Here is a 16811-nt window from a genome sequence, read left to right on the forward strand (position 1 = left end):
TGCCAAGTCCTTCCATAAAGCCTGTCCTCATTATTCTCAAACCGAATTTTTGATAATACCTCCACCAATGACCATGTCTCCATCATAAAAGACCACCGATTGCCCCGGTGTAATGGCGCGCTGCGGTTCAAAGAATTTCACATGCACACTGCCTTCTGTTAAAGGAGTTACTACAGCAACTCCTTCACGAGATCCATAACGAATTTTTGCCGAAACTGTAATTGGTTTTTCTAAACGATCAATTGTAATAAAATTTAAATCTTCAGCAATGAGTTCAGAAGAAAATACATCTTCATTAGAACCAACAATAACCTGATTATTGGCAAAATCTAATTTTACTACATACAGCGGCTTTCCTGCTGCAATACCTAATCCTTTACGTTGGCCAATCGTATATAACGGCAAACCTTGATGCTGCCCTACTATTTTTCCATGTACATCAATTATATTACCTGGACGTAAGGAATCAGGCGATTTCTCTGCCAAAAATCCCTTATAATCATCATCGGGCACAAAACAGATCTCTTGACTTTCAGGTTTATTAGCAACAGATAATCCAAACTCAGCTGCTAACTCTCTTGTATTTACTTTCGTATAATCACCTAAAGGCATCAAAAAATGTTTTAGTGTATTTTGATTCAGATGATATAGAGCGTAGGATTGATCTTTAGTATGATCAATTCCTTTACTTAACGTATGTCTGCCTAATGTATCATCGTACCCGATACGGGCATAATGACCAGTAGCAACATACTCAGCGCCTAAAGCTAATGCCTTTTGCAATAAACCTTCAAATTTAACATAACGATTGCAAGCAATACAAGGATTTGGAGTCTTTCCGGCTCCATATTCAGCTACAAAATAGTCAATAACAGTGTCTTCAAACATTTCACGAAAATTTAAGACATAATAAGGTATACCTATTTTATCAGCAACTCTGCGGGCATCATCAACTGCACTTAGCGAACAGCATCCGCGATTCTCAGTATCACTTTCAGGCACATCTTTATCCCATATCTGCATAGTGGCACCAATGACATCATATCCTTGCTGCACCAAAAGGGCGGCAGTTAAAGAACTGTCCACCCCTCCGCTCATCGCTACAAGAACTCTTGGTTTCGTACTCATGAATTAAATCACTTTCCTTTTTTGCTGATATAGTCTTTAATCGCTTCATGCAATGCATCAGCTGCCAAATTAGAACAGTGCATTTTAGCGGGTGGAAGACCATCTAGAGCTTCAGCTACTGCATCATTTGAAATTTTTAAGGCTTCATCAAGGGTTTTTCCCATTACTAACTCCGTTACCATACTACTAGTAGCAATGGCGGCACCACAGCCAAAAGTTTTAAATTTCACATCTTTAATAATATTATCTTGAACGTCTAAATAAATTCTCATTATGTCTCCGCATTTGGCATTGCCAACTTCTCCAACACCATTAGCATTTTCTATTTCACCCACATTACGAGGATTTGTAAAATGATCCATTACTTTTTCAGTATACATAAAAAGCATCCCCTTTCAAATAAATTAAATTAATGATGATCGCATTGACTACAAGGATTATTAGCTGCTAATTTGGAATTGGCATTTAATGGTGACATACTCCGCAATCTCTCAAGAATTTGCGGCAATACTTCTAAGCAATAATTTATGTCAGCTTCTGTGTTGCCACGTCCTAAGGAGAGCCGAAGTGAGCCGTGTGCGACTTCATGTGTAAGACCCATAGCCAATAAGACATGAGATGGATCGAGAGATCCTGAAGTGCATGCTGAACCACTTGATGCCGCAATACCTTTCAAATCAAGATTCAAAAGAAGAGACTCCCCTTCCACATATAAGAAACTAATATTTACGTTACCAGGTAAACGAATTTCTTTATGACCGTTTAGCTTAATATCAGAAATCTTTTCTTGGATTCCTTTAATCAGTTTATCCCTTAGATTTGTAAGATGTGAAATTCTTTGATCTAATTCAATACTAGCAAGTTCGGCAGCTTTTCCTAATCCTACAATACCAGGTACATTTTCAGTTCCCGGTCTTAGTTTGCGTTCTTGAGAGCCCCCATGCTGCGTAGATTCAATTTTTACACCCTTACGTATATAAATAGCTCCAATGCCTTTTGGACCATATATCTTATGTCCAGACAAACTAAGGACATCGATATTAAGTTCATTCACATCAATATGACAGTTCCCTACAGCTTGTACTGCATCTGTATGAAAATATATTTTCTTTTCTTTTGCCAGTTGTCCAATCTCTTTAATAGGTTGGATCGTACCTACTTCATTATTAGCAAACATTACACTGATGAGTATTGTCTTATCAGTAATGGCATTTTTCACATCTTCTACGCTAACCATAGCATTTTCATCAACTGGCAAATAAGTAACTGTAAAACCTTGTTTTTCTAAGTACTCACAGGCGTGTAATATCGCATGATGTTCAATAGCTGTAGTAATAATATGATTTCCTTTTTTTCGATTAGCAAAAGCAATGCCCTTTAATGCAAGATTATCAGACTCTGTGCCGCCACTAGTAAAAAAAATCTCATTTGCAGCAGCACCAAGTAAAGCTGCTACACTATGTCTTGCTTCTTCTACTGCCTTACGAGTTTCCCGGCCAAAAGAGTGAACACTAGAAGGATTACCAAATTTTTCTGTCATATATTCTAGCATTACCTTTGCTACTTCCTTATCCACCGGTGTAGTAGCTGAATGATCAAAATAAATTCTTTCCATTATCACATACATCTCCTTGTAATTGTTCTTCTTTGCACAAGTCAGCAAGAGAAATTGAATCTAAAACAGAACTTATACTGTCGCAAACTTTAGCCCAAACACCACGGGTTACACAAATTTCAGCTCGCTCACAATAATCGTTGTCCTCTGCATCTGTTAACAAACAATCAACTAAAACAATTGGACCTTCCATGGTTCTTATAATATCACCAACTGAGATTTTTTCAGGTTCTTTGCTTAAAGAATATCCACCTTGCGCGCCACGAATACTTTTAACATATCCAGCATTGCGTAAAGTACTCATGAGTTGTTCTAAGTAATTTTCAGAAATTTTTTGCCGCTGTGCGATACTTTTTAAAGATATCGGTCCCTCTCCATAGTGCATGGCTAAATCATACATGGCCGCCACACCATAACGTCCTTTTGTAGATATTTTCACATTAGCCTCTCCTCTTTGCTATATCCTAGTATTCCTAGTAGCATAGTAGGTTTTCTTATTTATTAATATACCAAAATAATTGCAGAATGTCAAAATGAAATTGTTTATTTTTTGATATTTTCTTCTTTACCATTTTTGCTAGGTCTGTAATAGACTGTACCAACCAAAGCATCTGGCAAATATTGTTGTTTGACAATATTCCCCTCATAATTATGGGGATATAAATAATTTGCTCCATGACCTAATTTTTCAGCACCTTGATAATGTGCATCTCGTAAATGAGGAGGAACTTGCCCGCAATTTTTTTGTTTAAGATCATTGATCGCCTGATCAATAGCCATATAACATGCATTACTTTTTGGTGCTGTAGCAATATAAATCACAGCCTGTGATAAAATAATCCGCGCTTCGGGCATACCAATGAACTGAACTGCTTGAGCAGCAGCCATTGCGACAACTAAAGCCTGAGGATCTGCATTACCAACGTCTTCAGCCGCACAGATTACGATACGCCTAGCAATAAACTTAACATCTTCCCCAGCAGCAACCATACGTGCCAAGTAATGTACTGCAGCATCAGCATCCGATCCACGCATACTCTTAATAAAAGCCGAAACAATGTCATAATGATGATCTCCGGATTTATCGTAAGGCTGTATTCTTTCGCCCACTACTTCTTTAAGAATGGAAATTGTTATTTTTTTTGTATCCATTGAACTCATCATAGTGGCTGATTGCTCTAGAATATTTAATGCTACTCGTGCATCACCACCTGATAGATCAGCAATGGTTGATAGTGTTTCTTGATCATAAACAAGATTAAACTTACCTAATCCACGCTCATGGTCGGCAATGGCCTGTTCCATAATTTCTACGAGCTCTGCCACTCCAAGGGATTTTAAACGAATCACTCGCATTCTAGATAGTAAGGCAGCATTTACTTCAAAATAAGGATTTTCAGTTGTTGCACCAATTAAAATGATCCTGCCATCTTCCACATAAGGTAACAATACATCTTGCTGCCCTTTATTGAATCGATGTATTTCATCAATGAAGACAATCGTACGCTGACGATAAAATCCAAGCCTTTCTTGTGCAGCCTCTACAATCTTACGGATATCAGCAATGCCTGCTGACACAGCGTTCAATTTTTCAAAATGACTACCAGTACTATTAGCAACAATTTGCGCTAAGGTTGTCTTCCCTGTACCCGGTGGTCCAAATAAAATCATCGAAGGAAGATTATCGCCATCAATCATCCTTCGTAAAAATTTATCTTCGCCGATAATATCATTCTGTCCAATAAACTCATCCAAAATTCTTGGACGCATACGTACAGCTAAAGGAGCCGCTTGCTTATTCTCTACTTGATTGGAATATGAAAATAAATCCATTATACCACCTTCTCTTCAAAAATATATTAAGGCATATCAACTTCCATTTTATTACAATATCTTTCAATTATTATTTTTCTTTGACTTTATATACAGCTTTTATTATACTTTATATAAGTGCTTGTAGTAACTTGTATTTTTTAAAATTAATTTGAAATTTATTGATTAAAGGACGGATAATATGGAAGACATCCTTCGCCAGCTCCTTGCAGGTCAAAAACAAATTACAGAACGTTTTGATCTTATCGATCAACAACTTGATACGTTAACAGAGGGACAAGCCTCTATCAATGAGAGGCTTGATAGCTTGCAAGATGACCTCCTCAGTCTAAGCAGCGATGTCTCCAATCTTAAAGGTGATGTTTTGGCCATTCGTAAGGATACCACAACCTTGAAAAAAGATACTAGCTCCATAAAAAAAGACTTACGTTATGCTTGGGAAGATATTCAAAAATTGGACAAGCGTGTACATATTCATGAAAGTTTAATCGCCAAATAGAACGATCTGGATAAGATGGTTAGTCAACTTATCAATCAAATTAAGCCGCTCTAATTCTCACCTATAGAAGATGAGAATTTAGAGCGGCTTTTTTAACATTAAAATAAAATGATACTCCACCATGCCGTAGTGCTAGTGTTTTGAACCTGCTTAAGCAGGTGGGTGCCCTCCTGCTCACATTAGGTTTCCCTAAAGGGTATACTGCAGTAAGCAGAGATAGGCTCCCTAATACAATGTGTTGGATCAAAACATCTAACGTTTACGTACACAGTAGAGTCATTTCTTTCTTAAATTTATAGTAACAAATCCATCACTAAATAGCAAGAATGAGAGCAAGGAACATTTTACCATTCCTCGCTCTTTTAATGTATCTCTTTTTAAACTTTAACTTTAGATGAAACCGTTGTCTTAATCGACAACTCTCTTAATTGCTTAGCATCAACCTCAGATGGTGCCTGCGTCATTACATCAGTAGCACTTTGGTTTTTCGGGAAAGCAATTACATCACGGATGGAAGAACGTTTTGCCATTAACATAATAAGCCTATCTAATCCAAAGGCAATTCCACCATGAGGTGGTGTGCCAAATTCAAATGCCTCTAGCATATAACCGAATTTAGCTACTGCTTCTTCTTGAGATAATCCAATTGCTGTAAATACTCGTTCTTGTAGTTCGCGATTATAAATTCTCATGCTGCCGCCACCGATTTCAGTACCATTAAGTACCATATCATAGGCTTTGGCTTTGATGCGACCAGGATCGCTTTCTAGATATTGTATATCTTCTTCTCTTGGTGAAGTAAACGGATGATGCATAGCAACCCAACGATTTTCTTCTTCGTCATACTCGAACATTGGAAAATCTACAACCCATAAGAAAGATAACTTATCCTCGTCAATTAAGTTAAGACGACGAGCCATTTCTAAGCGTAGCTGACCTAATGCATTAGCGACAACAGATGGTTTATCTGCAACAATGAGCAACAAATCGCCAGTTTCAATTTCAGCAGCTTTAGTAATAGCTCCCATAATATCATCAGATAAGAATTTAGTAATGGCAGACTTAATACCATCAGCAGTATAACTAATCCAAGCTAATCCTTTAGCACCATAAATTGAAACATACTCAATTAAACCATCAAGTTCGCGCCTTGGAGCATGGGCATATCCTTTAACATTTATTGCTTTTACTTGCCCCCCGTTTGCTAATACAGCTTCAAATACTTTAAAGTTTGATCCCTGAACAGCATTGGAAAGATCAATAAGCTCCATATCAAAACGCACATCAGGCTTGTCAGAACCAAAACGATTCATTGCATCATCATAACTCAAACGCAAGAATGGAGTTTGCAGTTCAGCACCAATCGCTTCTTTAAATAATTGAACTGTCATCTCTTCCATCATCGGCAAAAGATCTTCACGGTCAACAAAAGACATTTCAATATCAAGCTGTGTAAATTCAGGCTGCCGATCGGCTCGTAAATCTTCATCACGGAAACAGCGTGCAATCTGGAAATAACGCTCCATCCCCGCAACCATTAGCATTTGTTTAAAAATTTGAGGAGATTGAGGTAACGCATAAAATTTTCCGGAATTTACACGACTTGGCACTAAATAATCTCGAGCGCCTTCTGGAGAACTTTTCATAAGGACAGGTGTTTCAATTTCCATAAAACCATTATTATCAAAAAAGTCCCGCATACTTTTAGTTACACGATGCCGCAGCATTAAATTTCTTTGCATCTCTGGACGGCGTAAATCCAAATAACGATACTTTAAGCGTAAATTTTCATCTACATCAATATTATCCTGAATATAAAACGGTGGAGTTTTTGCAGCATTTAAAACTCTAAGTTCTGCAGCATAAACTTCAATCTCACCTGTTGCAATGTTGGCATTTATCGTAGATGCATCTCGCAATTTTACTGTACCACGAACCGCTAATACAAATTCAGAGCGAACTGACTCTGCTTTTTTAAAGGACTCAATATCTACTTCTTGGGAAAAAACAACTTGCACAAAACCAGAACGGTCTCGCAAATCAATAAAAATAAGTCCCCCATGGTCACGACGACGTGCCACCCATCCACATAATACAACTTCTTGTCCTACATTTTCTTTGTTTAGAAAATCACACGAATGTGTTCGTTTTAAACCTACCATTGTTTCCATATTAAGCCTCCAAATCTAATTCTATCTTTTGCTGTACTTCATCCATGCTCACTAATTCTTGCACACCAGTTAGCATATTTTTTAACATGACTTTGTTTTGCGCAGCTTCCTCGTCACCAATGATAGCGACAAATTTAGCGGAATACTTATTGGCCTGCTTCATCTGCCACTTAATACCCTTTTCCATAAAATCCATTTCTGCAGTTATACGCTTTTCACGCAACTTACAAAGCAACTTAAAAGCAATTCCTTGCATATCAATTCCCATTGGTGCAACAAACACATCAATGTTATTTGAAATAACGGGCAATAAATTCTGCTTTTCCAAAGCCAGCAAGATACGCTCTATACCAATTGCAAAGCCAATACCTGGAGTTGACTGTCCTCCACATTCAGCAACCAAACCATCATACCTGCCGCCACCGCATACAGCGCTTTGTGCTCCAAGAGGTGCATATTGAATCTCAAATGCAGTTTTCGTATAATAATCCAATCCACGAACCAAACGAGGATTTAGAATAAAATCAACTTCCGCTAGAGTTAATAATGATTTTAATTGGTTGAAATGTGTACTGCATTCATCACATAAACAATCAGCAATATGAGGAGCACCTTGGGTTTGTTCGGTACACTTCTCTTTTTTGCAATCAAGCACCCGCATCGGATTACGTTCAAACCTCGATTGACAATCCGAGCATAAATGTGAAGTTTTCTCCCGTAAAAAATCCTGTAATTTTTCACGATAAATGGGTCGGCATTGTGGACATCCTACGGAATTCAAATATAACGTTAAATCATCTAACCCCAATTTTCTGAGTAACTGTACTGCTAACATAATGATTTCAGCATCAATAGCTGGTCCTTTAGAACCCAATGCTTCCACACCAAATTGATGGAATTGACGATATCTTCCAGCTTGAGGGCGGTCATATCTAAACATCGGTCCTATATAAAAAAGCTTGTTTAATAACGTATCAGCATATAATTTATTTTCTAAGTAAGAACGTACTACTGCAGCTGTATTCTCAGGCCGCAAGGTAAGGCTACGCTCACCTCTGTCAGTAAAAGTATACATTTCTTTTTCTACAATATCAGTTGTTTCGCCAATACCACGCAAAAATAATTCTGTATGCTCAAAAACCGGAGTTCGGATTTCTTTATATAAATACAAACGACAAATATCCCGGACAACTTGTTCAATATATTGCCAATTGCCGCTAGCCTCAGGCAATATATCCTTCGTTCCGCGCGGACCTGTTACCAACATAGTTTTCCTCCTTATTATCACCTTTAATATCATTCTGAACAGGCAAAAACTGACGTTGCTTCATAGCAACATCAGTTACTAACATAGCCTATTACTGTCAATTACCTAGTGATCAATTATCTAAAAACACTAATAAATTATTCGCTAATCTCACGCTTTTTCTGACATTCCTCACAATACCCATAGAACTTCACTTGGTGATCAACAATCGTAAAATTACTTTTACGGGAAATCACAGTTTCAAGAGTCTCTAGTAGATCATCTTCAAATTCTTTTACCTTATTGCAGGCTAAGCAAATCAGATGATGATGATGATGTGGTGTAGTTTTCTCGTTAATTTCATAACGACTGCGTCCATCACCAAAATCCATCTTTTGCAGAACATCTAATTCGCTAAACAACTCTAAAGTACGATATACAGTAGCTAGTCCTATTTCAGATGAATGTTGACGAACAATGGTATGCACATCTTCTGCGCTTAAATGTTCATCTTGATGATCAACGAAAGCTTCTAGAATAATTCTACGCTGAGGTGTTAACTTATATTGTTTCTCTTGAAATTTTTGTCTAATATCCACCATGTCAATTGCCATTTTATCCACCTATCTTTCATTTGTTATCCATAACTGTTTAATTAATACCCTCAAGAGAGCCGCTACTGGAACAGCCAGCATCATTCCAATAATTCCCCATAACTGACTACCAATTAACAAACTAATAATAATCGCAACAGGATGCAAATCAATAGTATGCCCCATGATATTCGGAACAACAATCTGGTTCTCAAGGAATTGCACAAGAATATAAAAGATAATCACCTTAAATGCTAACGTTGGAGAAATCAAATATGCCAGCATAATGGCTGGAACAGAACCAATAATGGGTCCAATAATGGGAATGGATTCTGTACATGCTGCAAGAAGCCCGAGCACCAAAGGATAATCTACCCCTAACAGATACATACCACTAAATACAAAGATACCAATAATGATACTTATGATTACTTGTCCTCGAATATAAGCACTAATGACTAGAGACATTTCCTCGATAATTTTACGAACTTTGCCACGAGATTCCACTGTAAATAATGATACGATCTTATCTTTTAAAATGCTCCAGTCTTTTAAAAAATAATAAGCAAGGACAGGTACAACCACAAGTTCAACAATGCTTGAGGCAAAGCCAAATACAGCCTGCAATATACGTTTAGCTAAATCAGCAGAAAAGGAAGCAGCACTAGTAATAGCTTGCTCAATAAAAGTGTTAATATTTGCCGGAAGATCTAATAATTGGGCACGCTGCTGAATTTTGATGGCAATATTTTGTATTTTTGATATTAAATTTGGTAAATCAACAATAAATTTATCAAATTCATGTATAAAGGGCAATAATACAAAAGTCCCCACAAGCAAAAGAAATAAAATAAGTATTAAAAAGGCACATATTACTGAAATACCTCGACCAATATGTCTCTTTTTTACCCCAAATCCTATACTAGTGATATAGTTTACCAGTGGGTTCAAAATAAATGCCAATATCATAGCAAGAATGATAGGAAAATAAATAGGCATAACTTTTATTATGATGTAAAATCCTAATGCTAAAATGCTGATTTTAAACCAAGTATCATATGATTTAAATGACATAGAACTCCCCCATTCATATAAGGTTATTGAATAAATGGATTATTATAACGCTCATTTTCGATGGTTGTTCCTGCCCCATGTCCAGGCAATATCTGGGTAGCATCAGATAAAATCAATAATTTTTCTTTAATACTTTTTATTAATTGCTGATGTGACCCCCCAGGAAAATCAGATCTACCTACAGATTGTTCAAATAAGGTATCGCCGCTAAATACAACCTCATTGATTTTTATACATATTCCTCCAGGAGTATGACCAGGGGTATGTATTACTTGAAGTTTCATTCCCCCAACTGGAATGATTTCACCATCCGTTAATAAACGATCTGCTGCCTTACATATAAGATTATTACCAATATACATAGATAAATTACCTTGAGCACTGGTTAACATACTGGCATCATCTTTATGAATCAGTATCGGTGCACCAGTATACTCCTTGATTTTATCATTATCACCAATATGATCTGCATGTCCATGGGTATTAATGATGGCTGCTATTTTAATATTTTCTCGTTGTATGATATTGATAATATCCTGAGCGTTGCCACCAGGATCAATTACGACGCCCTCTAGAGTTTCTTTGCCGTAAACAATATAACAATTAGCCCCCAGATTCCCTACTTCTAATTTAATAATTTTCATTATGGTTCACCTCCTAAAAAATTCGTTTGCTATCAAGTAAAATAGTGACTGGTCCATGATTATCTAAAGTCACCGTCATTTCCGCTTGAAATTTTCCAGTAGCAACGACTATGCCGAACTGCTTACAACGATCAATAAAAGCTTCATATAGTTTTAGAGCTGATTTTGGAGGAGCTGCTTCATCAAAGCTTGGGCGTCGCCCTTTCCGACAATCGCCAAACAAGGTAAACTGTGAAATAACTAGTAATTCTCCTTTTATGTCCAATAATGATAAGTTCATTTTACCACTATTATCAGAAAAAATTCGTAAATTTACAATTTTTTCTGCCAAATACGATACATCTTCTTCTGTATCTTCCAGCCCAACCCCTAATAATACTGTCAATCCTTGACCAATGGCAGCTATAACTTCATTATCAACAGATACTCTTGATTGTAATGTACGCTGAACAACTGCTCTCATCCTACACCACCTAAATTAGGCATAGCCCGATGTACACTATATACATCTTTTACACGGCGCATTTTAGTCATAATATGCTCTAATTGATTTAAATTACTAATATTTAAGGTTAATGTAATAGAGCCAATATTACTTTTTAGTACTTTAGCATTTACAGAACTGACTTTAATTTTGCTCTCAGAAGTAACCAAAAGGATATCAGATAATAATTCAGAACGATCTACACCTGTAACCTCAATAATCACTTTATATAAATTACCAGCAGTTAAATCCCAACTCACTTCAATCATACGTTCATATTCCTCTGGCTGAACTAAAATATTAGTACAATCCGCACGATGTACTGATACTCCACGTCCCCTTGTAATATAACCGATAATGGGATCTCCTGGCAATGGGTTACAACATTTGGCTAACCGCACCATTAAACCAGATTCACCTTCTACTAAAATACCATGTCCTGATTTATTAGTATTATTATGCGGTTTAAGTTTAGCTAATAATTTTGAAACATCAGAGGCCTCTTTAGTACTCCCTACTTCTTTTTTATAGGCTTCAATTAACTTAGTCATTATGCCATGAGTTGTTACACCACCATAACCTAATGCCGCCATTAAATCCTCTTCTGTCTGTATGTTAAATTTCTTCCCAACTTCAGCTAATCTTTCCCCTTTGGCTAGCTCACGCCAATCATATCCTATTTTTTTGCTCTCTTTTTCGAGCATTTCCCGGCCTTTAATAATATTTTCTTCCCGTTTTTCCTTCTTGAACCACTGACGGATTTTATTTTTAGTATCGGAAGAGCCTACTATGTTGAGCCAATCCCAACTAGGCCCATTCCCCGTTTTACTTGTAACAATTTCCACAATGTCTCCATTAGTTAATTTGGTTTCAAGTGGAATCATTTTACCATTAATACGGGCACCAACACAACGATTTCCTACACCCGTATGAATACGATAAGCAAAATCAATAGGCGTGGATCCCGCCGGCAAATCAATTACATCTCCTTTAGGGGTAAAGACAAATACTTCATCCGAGAAAATATCCATTTTAACAGTTTCCATAAACTCATGGGGATCTCGCAAATCTTGCTGCCACTCAGAGAGCTGCCGAAGCCATGTCAATTTCTCATCAAAATCTTTATTAGCCCCTTTAGACCCTTCCTTATAGCGCCAATGAGCCGCAATACCATATTCAGATGTGCGGTGCATATCCATTGTACGAATTTGAATTTCTAAAGGCTGTCCTTCAGTACTGATTACTGTTGTATGTAATGATTGATACATATTACTCTTTGGCATGGCAATATAGTCTTTAAACCGCAAGGGCAGCGGTTTCCACAACGTATGCACAACACCTAAGGCTCCATAACAATCCTTGACCGTATCTACTAATATTCGGACAGCAGACAGATCGTAAATCTCACTAAGATCTTTATTCCCCTTAAGCATTTTTTTATAAATGCTGTAAAAATGCTTGGGTCGACCCTGTATATCAGCTTTAATCTCAACATCGTCTAAACGTGCTGATAAAATTTTGATGGCCTCATTAATCAATTGTTCCCGTTCACGGCGTTTTTGTTTTACCTTTTCAACTAATTCGTAATACTTTTCAGGCTCTAAATAGCGAAATGCGAGGTCTTCTAATTCCCATTTTACACTAGATATCCCTAACCGATGAGCAAGAGGAGCAAAAATTTCGTGAGTCTCTTGAGAAATCCTGCGCTGCTTATGTTCCGGCATATGCTTAAGAGTACGCATGTTATGTAAGCGGTCAGCCAATTTTATCAATACTACGCGAATATCTTTCGCCATAGCCAAAAACATTTTACGAAAATTCTCTAACTGCTGTTCCTCTTTTGATTTATATTCAATTCGGCTTAGTTTAGTTACCCCATCTACCAACATAGCAACTTCTTTACCGAATAACTTTTCAAGTTCTTCCAAGGAAAAAGCTGTATCTTCCACAACATCATGCAATAAGGATGCGCTAATAGTCAGTGCATCAATTTGTAATTCAGATAGTATCTTAGCTACTCCTAGCGGGTGGCAAATATATTCTTCACCCGAAGCTCGTGTTTGCCCTTTATGAGCATCAACAGCAAGCTCATAAGCTTGTTGAACAATTGCGATAGGAGCATCAATCTGGTAGGATTGTATTTTTTTTATAATCTCTTTAATTGTATTCTGCCCGTCACAATCCATATGCACACCTCAATACACTATATTCTTTCTAATATTTCAACAATGACGTAATATTATAATTTGTTAGATTTTTGCGTCCCTCAAGATAAGACAATTCAATTAGAAAAACAAGACCGACAACGACTCCTCCTAAAGCTTCAACCATAGCAATCGTAGCTTGTACCGTACCTCCAGTAGCCAGCAGATCATCAACAATTAATACTTTTTGCCCTGGAATAATCGCATCTTTATGTATTTCCAAAGAGTCTTTACCATACTCTAAATTATATTCATGCTTTAGTGTTTCAGCAGGCAGTTTACCTGGTTTACGCACTGGTACAAAACCAGCTTCTAAGGCATAGGCAACAGGAGCGCCAATAACAAATCCTCGCGCTTCAGGTCCCACCACCAACTCAATACCTTGCCCTTTAAATGGCTTAGTTAAAGCATCTATCGCTTGGTGAAAACGCTTTCCATCTTTCAGCAATGTTGTAATATCTTTAAACCGAATACCCGCTTCTGGAAAATCAGCTACCACCCTAATATTTTCTTTAAAATCCATGAAATGAACCTCCTATATATTCTATACAATAATCAACTTGTATTATTAACATTTAACCGTGAATCACTATATCCTTAGTAATCTGCCTTAAACATATTACCCTTCATTTCTTGCAGCAGATCAGTACTTGATACATTCATTATTTTTTCTGCAAATTTTGCAAACTCATCTTTTAGTAATATGCCTTCTCGAAACGTTTTAGATTGCTCAATATCTAACTTTTCTTCTGGAGCAGGCAAGACCACTATTTTTCTCTTGTTCCCTGATAATTCATGAGTTACTAATTTTAAGTCTTCAAGTACATTAATAGCAATCCCAACAGATGATTCACAAATAACAGTTTGATACTTGCTTCGTACTAACTCGACAACTTGAAGATCTGTTACAAAAGTCTCTGCATGCTTCTTAAGTACCAAATAGATTTGACCGATTACGATACGTTCTAGTCTGAGTTCTTGCAATAAAGAAAGGTTGTCCTTCAAATCTTTTTGATTAAATAACAAATGAATATCATTTGCCTTATTACACCCTGTCAAATTACATTGCTGAATTAAACTTTGCATATTAAGAGGTACATTATAAACCACGATATGTTGAATATCATCTATTGCAATATATTTTTTTCCTAAAAGAGTCGTACATAATACTGTAAATTGATCTTCTTTAAACCACTCTTCAACTTTTTTTCTCCAGGTTTCATCCAATCTTGAATGATAAAAACCGATTCGTTCTTTATATTTCGACAAAGACTTTCGTATTCCTTGTGCCAGTTCGAATGCTGCCTGAGGAGTATTGACGAAAATCAAGATTTTCTCTTGCGTTTTTACTAAATTTAATATATATGTGATTTTATCATCAATATTTCGAGAATCTTTCAATACCCAATGGAGCTGCTCGCCTAAATCATTGCCAAGGCGAACCATACTTTCATCAGCGCAACAATCCTCCAAACTGAATTGCTGATCCTTTTTTCCATATGATGAATATAATCTTTCAACTTCTGTTATTTCCTTTTTTCGAATATCATAAGCACGCAATTGAATTTTTTGTTGTCCTTGCCACTCATTGATTTCAGGGAAAAATGCCATTTCTATTTTTTCTTTGATCTGTATTTTTTCCGCCAGTTCACCCATCTGCCAAGCAACAACATCATTTGTAATATTCTTTTGCTTAACTTTAAGTTTTAAATGACGAGCTTCTTGTCCAAGAGTTCGTACCTGTTCTACTTCTATATCCTCACACGCAAAGACTGGGCTGCGATTTCCCATGCCGTATGGTTCAAGGCAACCTAATTGTTCTAAAAATCCTTTATTTATTTCATTTAAGGAAAGTAATGAGTCAATTGTAAGTACAGGTATATAATCAGCTGGTGTTAGCCTAATATCTGCAATATGATTTAACCGAGCTTTTAATTCCTCAATCTTTTCAGGCAAAACACTAAAACCAGCAGCCTGACGATGACCACCAAATTGAAGCAATATATCAGAACATTGGTTCAAGGCATCATATATATCAAAGGCAGAGATACTGCGGCAGGAAGCTTTACCAATCCCGTCCCGTATACTAATCATAAAGACAGGACGATAATATTTTTCAACTAACCGTGATGCTACAATGCCGATAACCCCAGGGTGCCAGTCTTCACCAACAACAACTAATACACTAGCCATATTCAAATCCAGCGCACTTACAACACCTTCTGCAGCTGCTTGAATATCCTTCTCTACTGTTTGGCGCTGAATATTCTCACATTCCAAATAAGTTGCCAATTCTTTTGCTCTTTCTGTATTCTCAGTGATTAACAATTCAACACCATAGTCAGCTCTGCTAATACGACCAGCAGCGTTAAGGCGTGGAGCAATTGCAAAGCCAATTTTACCTGCATCAATCTTATCGGGATCCACTCTGCAGACTTCAATTAATTCTTTTAAGCCTATATTCTCAGTATGGACTATTTCACCTAAGCCTAGCTTTACTAAAATTCGATTTTCACTAGTTAAAGAAACAATATCTGCTACTGTACCAATTGCAACAATATCAAGATATTTTAAAAATTTATCATCATGTCCATAATAGTAACGCGATAACGCTTGAGATAATTTGAATGCTACGCCAACTCCAGCTAAGTTCTTTTCAGGATAAAGACAATCTTTTTGCTTGGGATTAATAATAGCATAAGCTAAGGGCAAAACTTCAGGGGGCTGATGGTGATCTGTGATAATAATATCCAATTGATGTGCAATTGCATTTACTTCTTCAACAGCATTTATACCACAATCAACTGTAATCAAAAGGTCTGTACCTGAATGAATTAAATTTGCTAGAGCAGTACTATTTAGGCCATAGCCTTCACTTTGTCTTTCAGGTATATAATACTCAATAGCTCCGCCTAATTCCTTAATTACTTTATATAATAGTGCAGTTGATGTTATGCCATCAACATCATAATCCCCATATACAATTATCTTTTGTCTATGTGTAATTGCCTCTGCAATACGGGCAACAGCTTTCTCCATGTCTTTTAACAAATAAGGATCAGCTAACTTTTCGATTCCGCCAGATAAGAAATCATTAGCAGTATCCGTATCTACTATGCCACGATTAATTAAAACTTGAGCAATTATATCTGATATTCCCAATGTATTGCTTAATTCCTGTCTTAGGTTCTTATTTTTTGGCATGACCTGCCATAACGGTTTTATTTTTGGCATACAGCCTCCATTTTATCTAGAACATACGATCCAATATGAGGATAGTATGTCAAATAATCCAAGAAATTTAATTTTAAAAATGATCT

General features: G+C 36.7%; 15 protein-coding genes and 1 other RNA gene. 1 reads left to right on the forward strand and 15 read right to left on the reverse strand.

What is annotated here, in order from left to right; genetic code table 11:
• Positions 1-36 precede the first annotated feature (36 nt).
• The 5 genes from mnmA to FR7_RS12570 all read right to left on the reverse strand — a co-directional run bounded on the left by mnmA (position 37) and on the right by FR7_RS12570 (position 4576).
• Positions 37-1128: a tRNA 2-thiouridine(34) synthase MnmA gene (gene mnmA, locus FR7_RS12550; protein WP_007934012.1), complete on the reverse strand. Its 1092-nt coding sequence runs from the start codon at positions 1126-1128 to the stop codon at positions 37-39.
• Positions 1129-1136: 8 nt separating this feature from the next.
• Complete coding sequence (nifU, locus tag FR7_RS12555) at positions 1137-1508, reverse strand: Fe-S cluster assembly scaffold protein NifU (RefSeq protein WP_007934010.1); 372 nt, start codon at positions 1506-1508, stop codon at positions 1137-1139.
• Between the two features lie 29 nt (positions 1509-1537).
• Complete coding sequence (gene nifS, locus FR7_RS12560; RefSeq protein WP_007934008.1) at positions 1538-2743, reverse strand: cysteine desulfurase NifS; 1206 nt, start codon at positions 2741-2743, stop codon at positions 1538-1540.
• Positions 2724-3182: an RrF2 family transcriptional regulator gene (locus FR7_RS12565; protein WP_007934006.1), complete on the reverse strand. Its 459-nt coding sequence runs from the start codon at positions 3180-3182 to the stop codon at positions 2724-2726. Before FR7_RS12565 ends, nifS begins: the two co-directional genes overlap by 20 nt.
• Before the next feature lie 104 nt (positions 3183-3286).
• Positions 3287-4576 carry a replication-associated recombination protein A gene (locus FR7_RS12570; protein ID WP_007934004.1) on the reverse strand — a complete coding sequence of 430 codons (1290 nt, stop codon included), beginning with the start codon at positions 4574-4576 and terminating at the stop codon, positions 3287-3289.
• Positions 4577-4757: 181 nt separating this feature from the next.
• Here FR7_RS12570 and FR7_RS12575 point away from each other — a divergent pair, with 181 nt between their 5' ends.
• Positions 4758-5075: a hypothetical protein gene (locus FR7_RS12575; RefSeq protein WP_007934001.1), complete on the forward strand. Its 318-nt coding sequence runs from the start codon at positions 4758-4760 to the stop codon at positions 5073-5075.
• Positions 5076-5184: 109 nt separating this feature from the next.
• Here the strand turns inward: FR7_RS12575 and ssrS are convergent.
• The 10 genes from ssrS to recJ all read right to left on the reverse strand — a co-directional run bounded on the left by ssrS (position 5185) and on the right by recJ (position 16725).
• Positions 5185-5355, reverse strand: a non-coding RNA gene (gene ssrS / locus FR7_RS12580) — 6S RNA.
• Between the two features lie 97 nt (positions 5356-5452).
• On the reverse strand, positions 5453-7246 hold the full coding sequence (gene aspS, locus FR7_RS12585; RefSeq protein ID WP_007933995.1) for an aspartate--tRNA ligase: 1794 nt from the start codon (positions 7244-7246) through the stop codon (positions 5453-5455).
• Between the two features lies 1 nt (position 7247).
• A complete protein-coding gene (gene hisS / locus FR7_RS12590) occupies positions 7248-8513 on the reverse strand; it encodes a histidine--tRNA ligase (protein WP_007933994.1) in 1266 nt (421 codons plus the stop codon).
• A gap of 137 nt (positions 8514-8650) precedes the next feature.
• Positions 8651-9106 carry a Fur family transcriptional regulator gene (locus tag FR7_RS12595; RefSeq protein WP_007933993.1) on the reverse strand — a complete coding sequence of 152 codons (456 nt, stop codon included), beginning with the start codon at positions 9104-9106 and terminating at the stop codon, positions 8651-8653.
• Positions 9107-9115: 9 nt separating this feature from the next.
• Positions 9116-10159: an AI-2E family transporter gene (locus tag FR7_RS12600; protein WP_007933992.1), complete on the reverse strand. Its 1044-nt coding sequence runs from the start codon at positions 10157-10159 to the stop codon at positions 9116-9118.
• Between the two features lie 23 nt (positions 10160-10182).
• Positions 10183-10803: an MBL fold metallo-hydrolase gene (locus FR7_RS12605; protein WP_007933991.1), complete on the reverse strand. Its 621-nt coding sequence runs from the start codon at positions 10801-10803 to the stop codon at positions 10183-10185.
• A 13-nt stretch (positions 10804-10816) separates the two neighbouring features.
• Positions 10817-11266: a D-aminoacyl-tRNA deacylase gene (gene dtd, locus FR7_RS12610; RefSeq protein WP_007933990.1), complete on the reverse strand. Its 450-nt coding sequence runs from the start codon at positions 11264-11266 to the stop codon at positions 10817-10819.
• Positions 11263-13473: a RelA/SpoT family protein gene (locus FR7_RS12615; protein ID WP_007933989.1), complete on the reverse strand. Its 2211-nt coding sequence runs from the start codon at positions 13471-13473 to the stop codon at positions 11263-11265. The genes dtd and FR7_RS12615 overlap by 4 nt, the downstream gene beginning before the upstream one ends.
• Positions 13474-13501: 28 nt before the next feature.
• The gene (locus FR7_RS12620) at positions 13502-14014 is read right to left on the reverse strand and encodes an adenine phosphoribosyltransferase (protein WP_007933988.1); all 513 of its coding nucleotides are present in this window, start codon (positions 14012-14014) and stop codon (positions 13502-13504) included.
• Positions 14015-14088: 74 nt separating this feature from the next.
• Entirely contained in the window at positions 14089-16725 is a 2637-nt protein-coding gene (recJ, locus tag FR7_RS12625) for a single-stranded-DNA-specific exonuclease RecJ (protein WP_007933987.1), read from the reverse strand.
• Positions 16726-16811: the final 86 nt, after the last annotated feature.

The organism is Pelosinus fermentans DSM 17108, from assembly GCF_000271485.2.
In the GTDB taxonomy this organism is placed as follows: Bacteria; Bacillota; Negativicutes; order DSM-13327; family DSM-13327; genus Pelosinus; species Pelosinus fermentans.

Bases quoted from the DNA above. Each gene is read 5' to 3' on its own strand.
- mnmA (WP_007934012.1), bottom strand. From the start codon at position 1,128: ATGAGTACGAAACCAAGAGTTCTTGTAGCGATGAGCGGAGGGGTGGAC.
- nifU (WP_007934010.1), bottom strand. From the start codon at position 1,508: ATGTATACTGAAAAAGTAATGGATCATTTTACAAATCCTCGTAATGTG.
- nifS (WP_007934008.1), bottom strand. From the start codon at position 2,743: ATGGAAAGAATTTATTTTGATCATTCAGCTACTACACCGGTGGATAAG.
- FR7_RS12570 (WP_007934004.1), bottom strand. From the start codon at position 4,576: ATGGATTTATTTTCATATTCCAATCAAGTAGAGAATAAGCAAGCGGCT.
- FR7_RS12575 (WP_007934001.1), top strand. From the start codon at position 4,758: ATGGAAGACATCCTTCGCCAGCTCCTTGCAGGTCAAAAACAAATTACA.
- aspS (WP_007933995.1), bottom strand. From the start codon at position 7,246: ATGGAAACAATGGTAGGTTTAAAACGAACACATTCGTGTGATTTTCTA.
- hisS (WP_007933994.1), bottom strand. From the start codon at position 8,513: ATGTTGGTAACAGGTCCGCGCGGAACGAAGGATATATTGCCTGAGGCT.
- FR7_RS12595 (WP_007933993.1), bottom strand. From the start codon at position 9,106: ATGGCAATTGACATGGTGGATATTAGACAAAAATTTCAAGAGAAACAA.
- FR7_RS12600 (WP_007933992.1), bottom strand. From the start codon at position 10,159: ATGTCATTTAAATCATATGATACTTGGTTTAAAATCAGCATTTTAGCA.
- FR7_RS12605 (WP_007933991.1), bottom strand. From the start codon at position 10,803: ATGAAAATTATTAAATTAGAAGTAGGGAATCTGGGGGCTAATTGTTAT.
- dtd (WP_007933990.1), bottom strand. From the start codon at position 11,266: ATGAGAGCAGTTGTTCAGCGTACATTACAATCAAGAGTATCTGTTGAT.
- FR7_RS12615 (WP_007933989.1), bottom strand. From the start codon at position 13,473: ATGGATTGTGACGGGCAGAATACAATTAAAGAGATTATAAAAAAAATA.
- FR7_RS12620 (WP_007933988.1), bottom strand. From the start codon at position 14,014: ATGGATTTTAAAGAAAATATTAGGGTGGTAGCTGATTTTCCAGAAGCG.
- recJ (WP_007933987.1), bottom strand. From the start codon at position 16,725: ATGCCAAAAATAAAACCGTTATGGCAGGTCATGCCAAAAAATAAGAAC.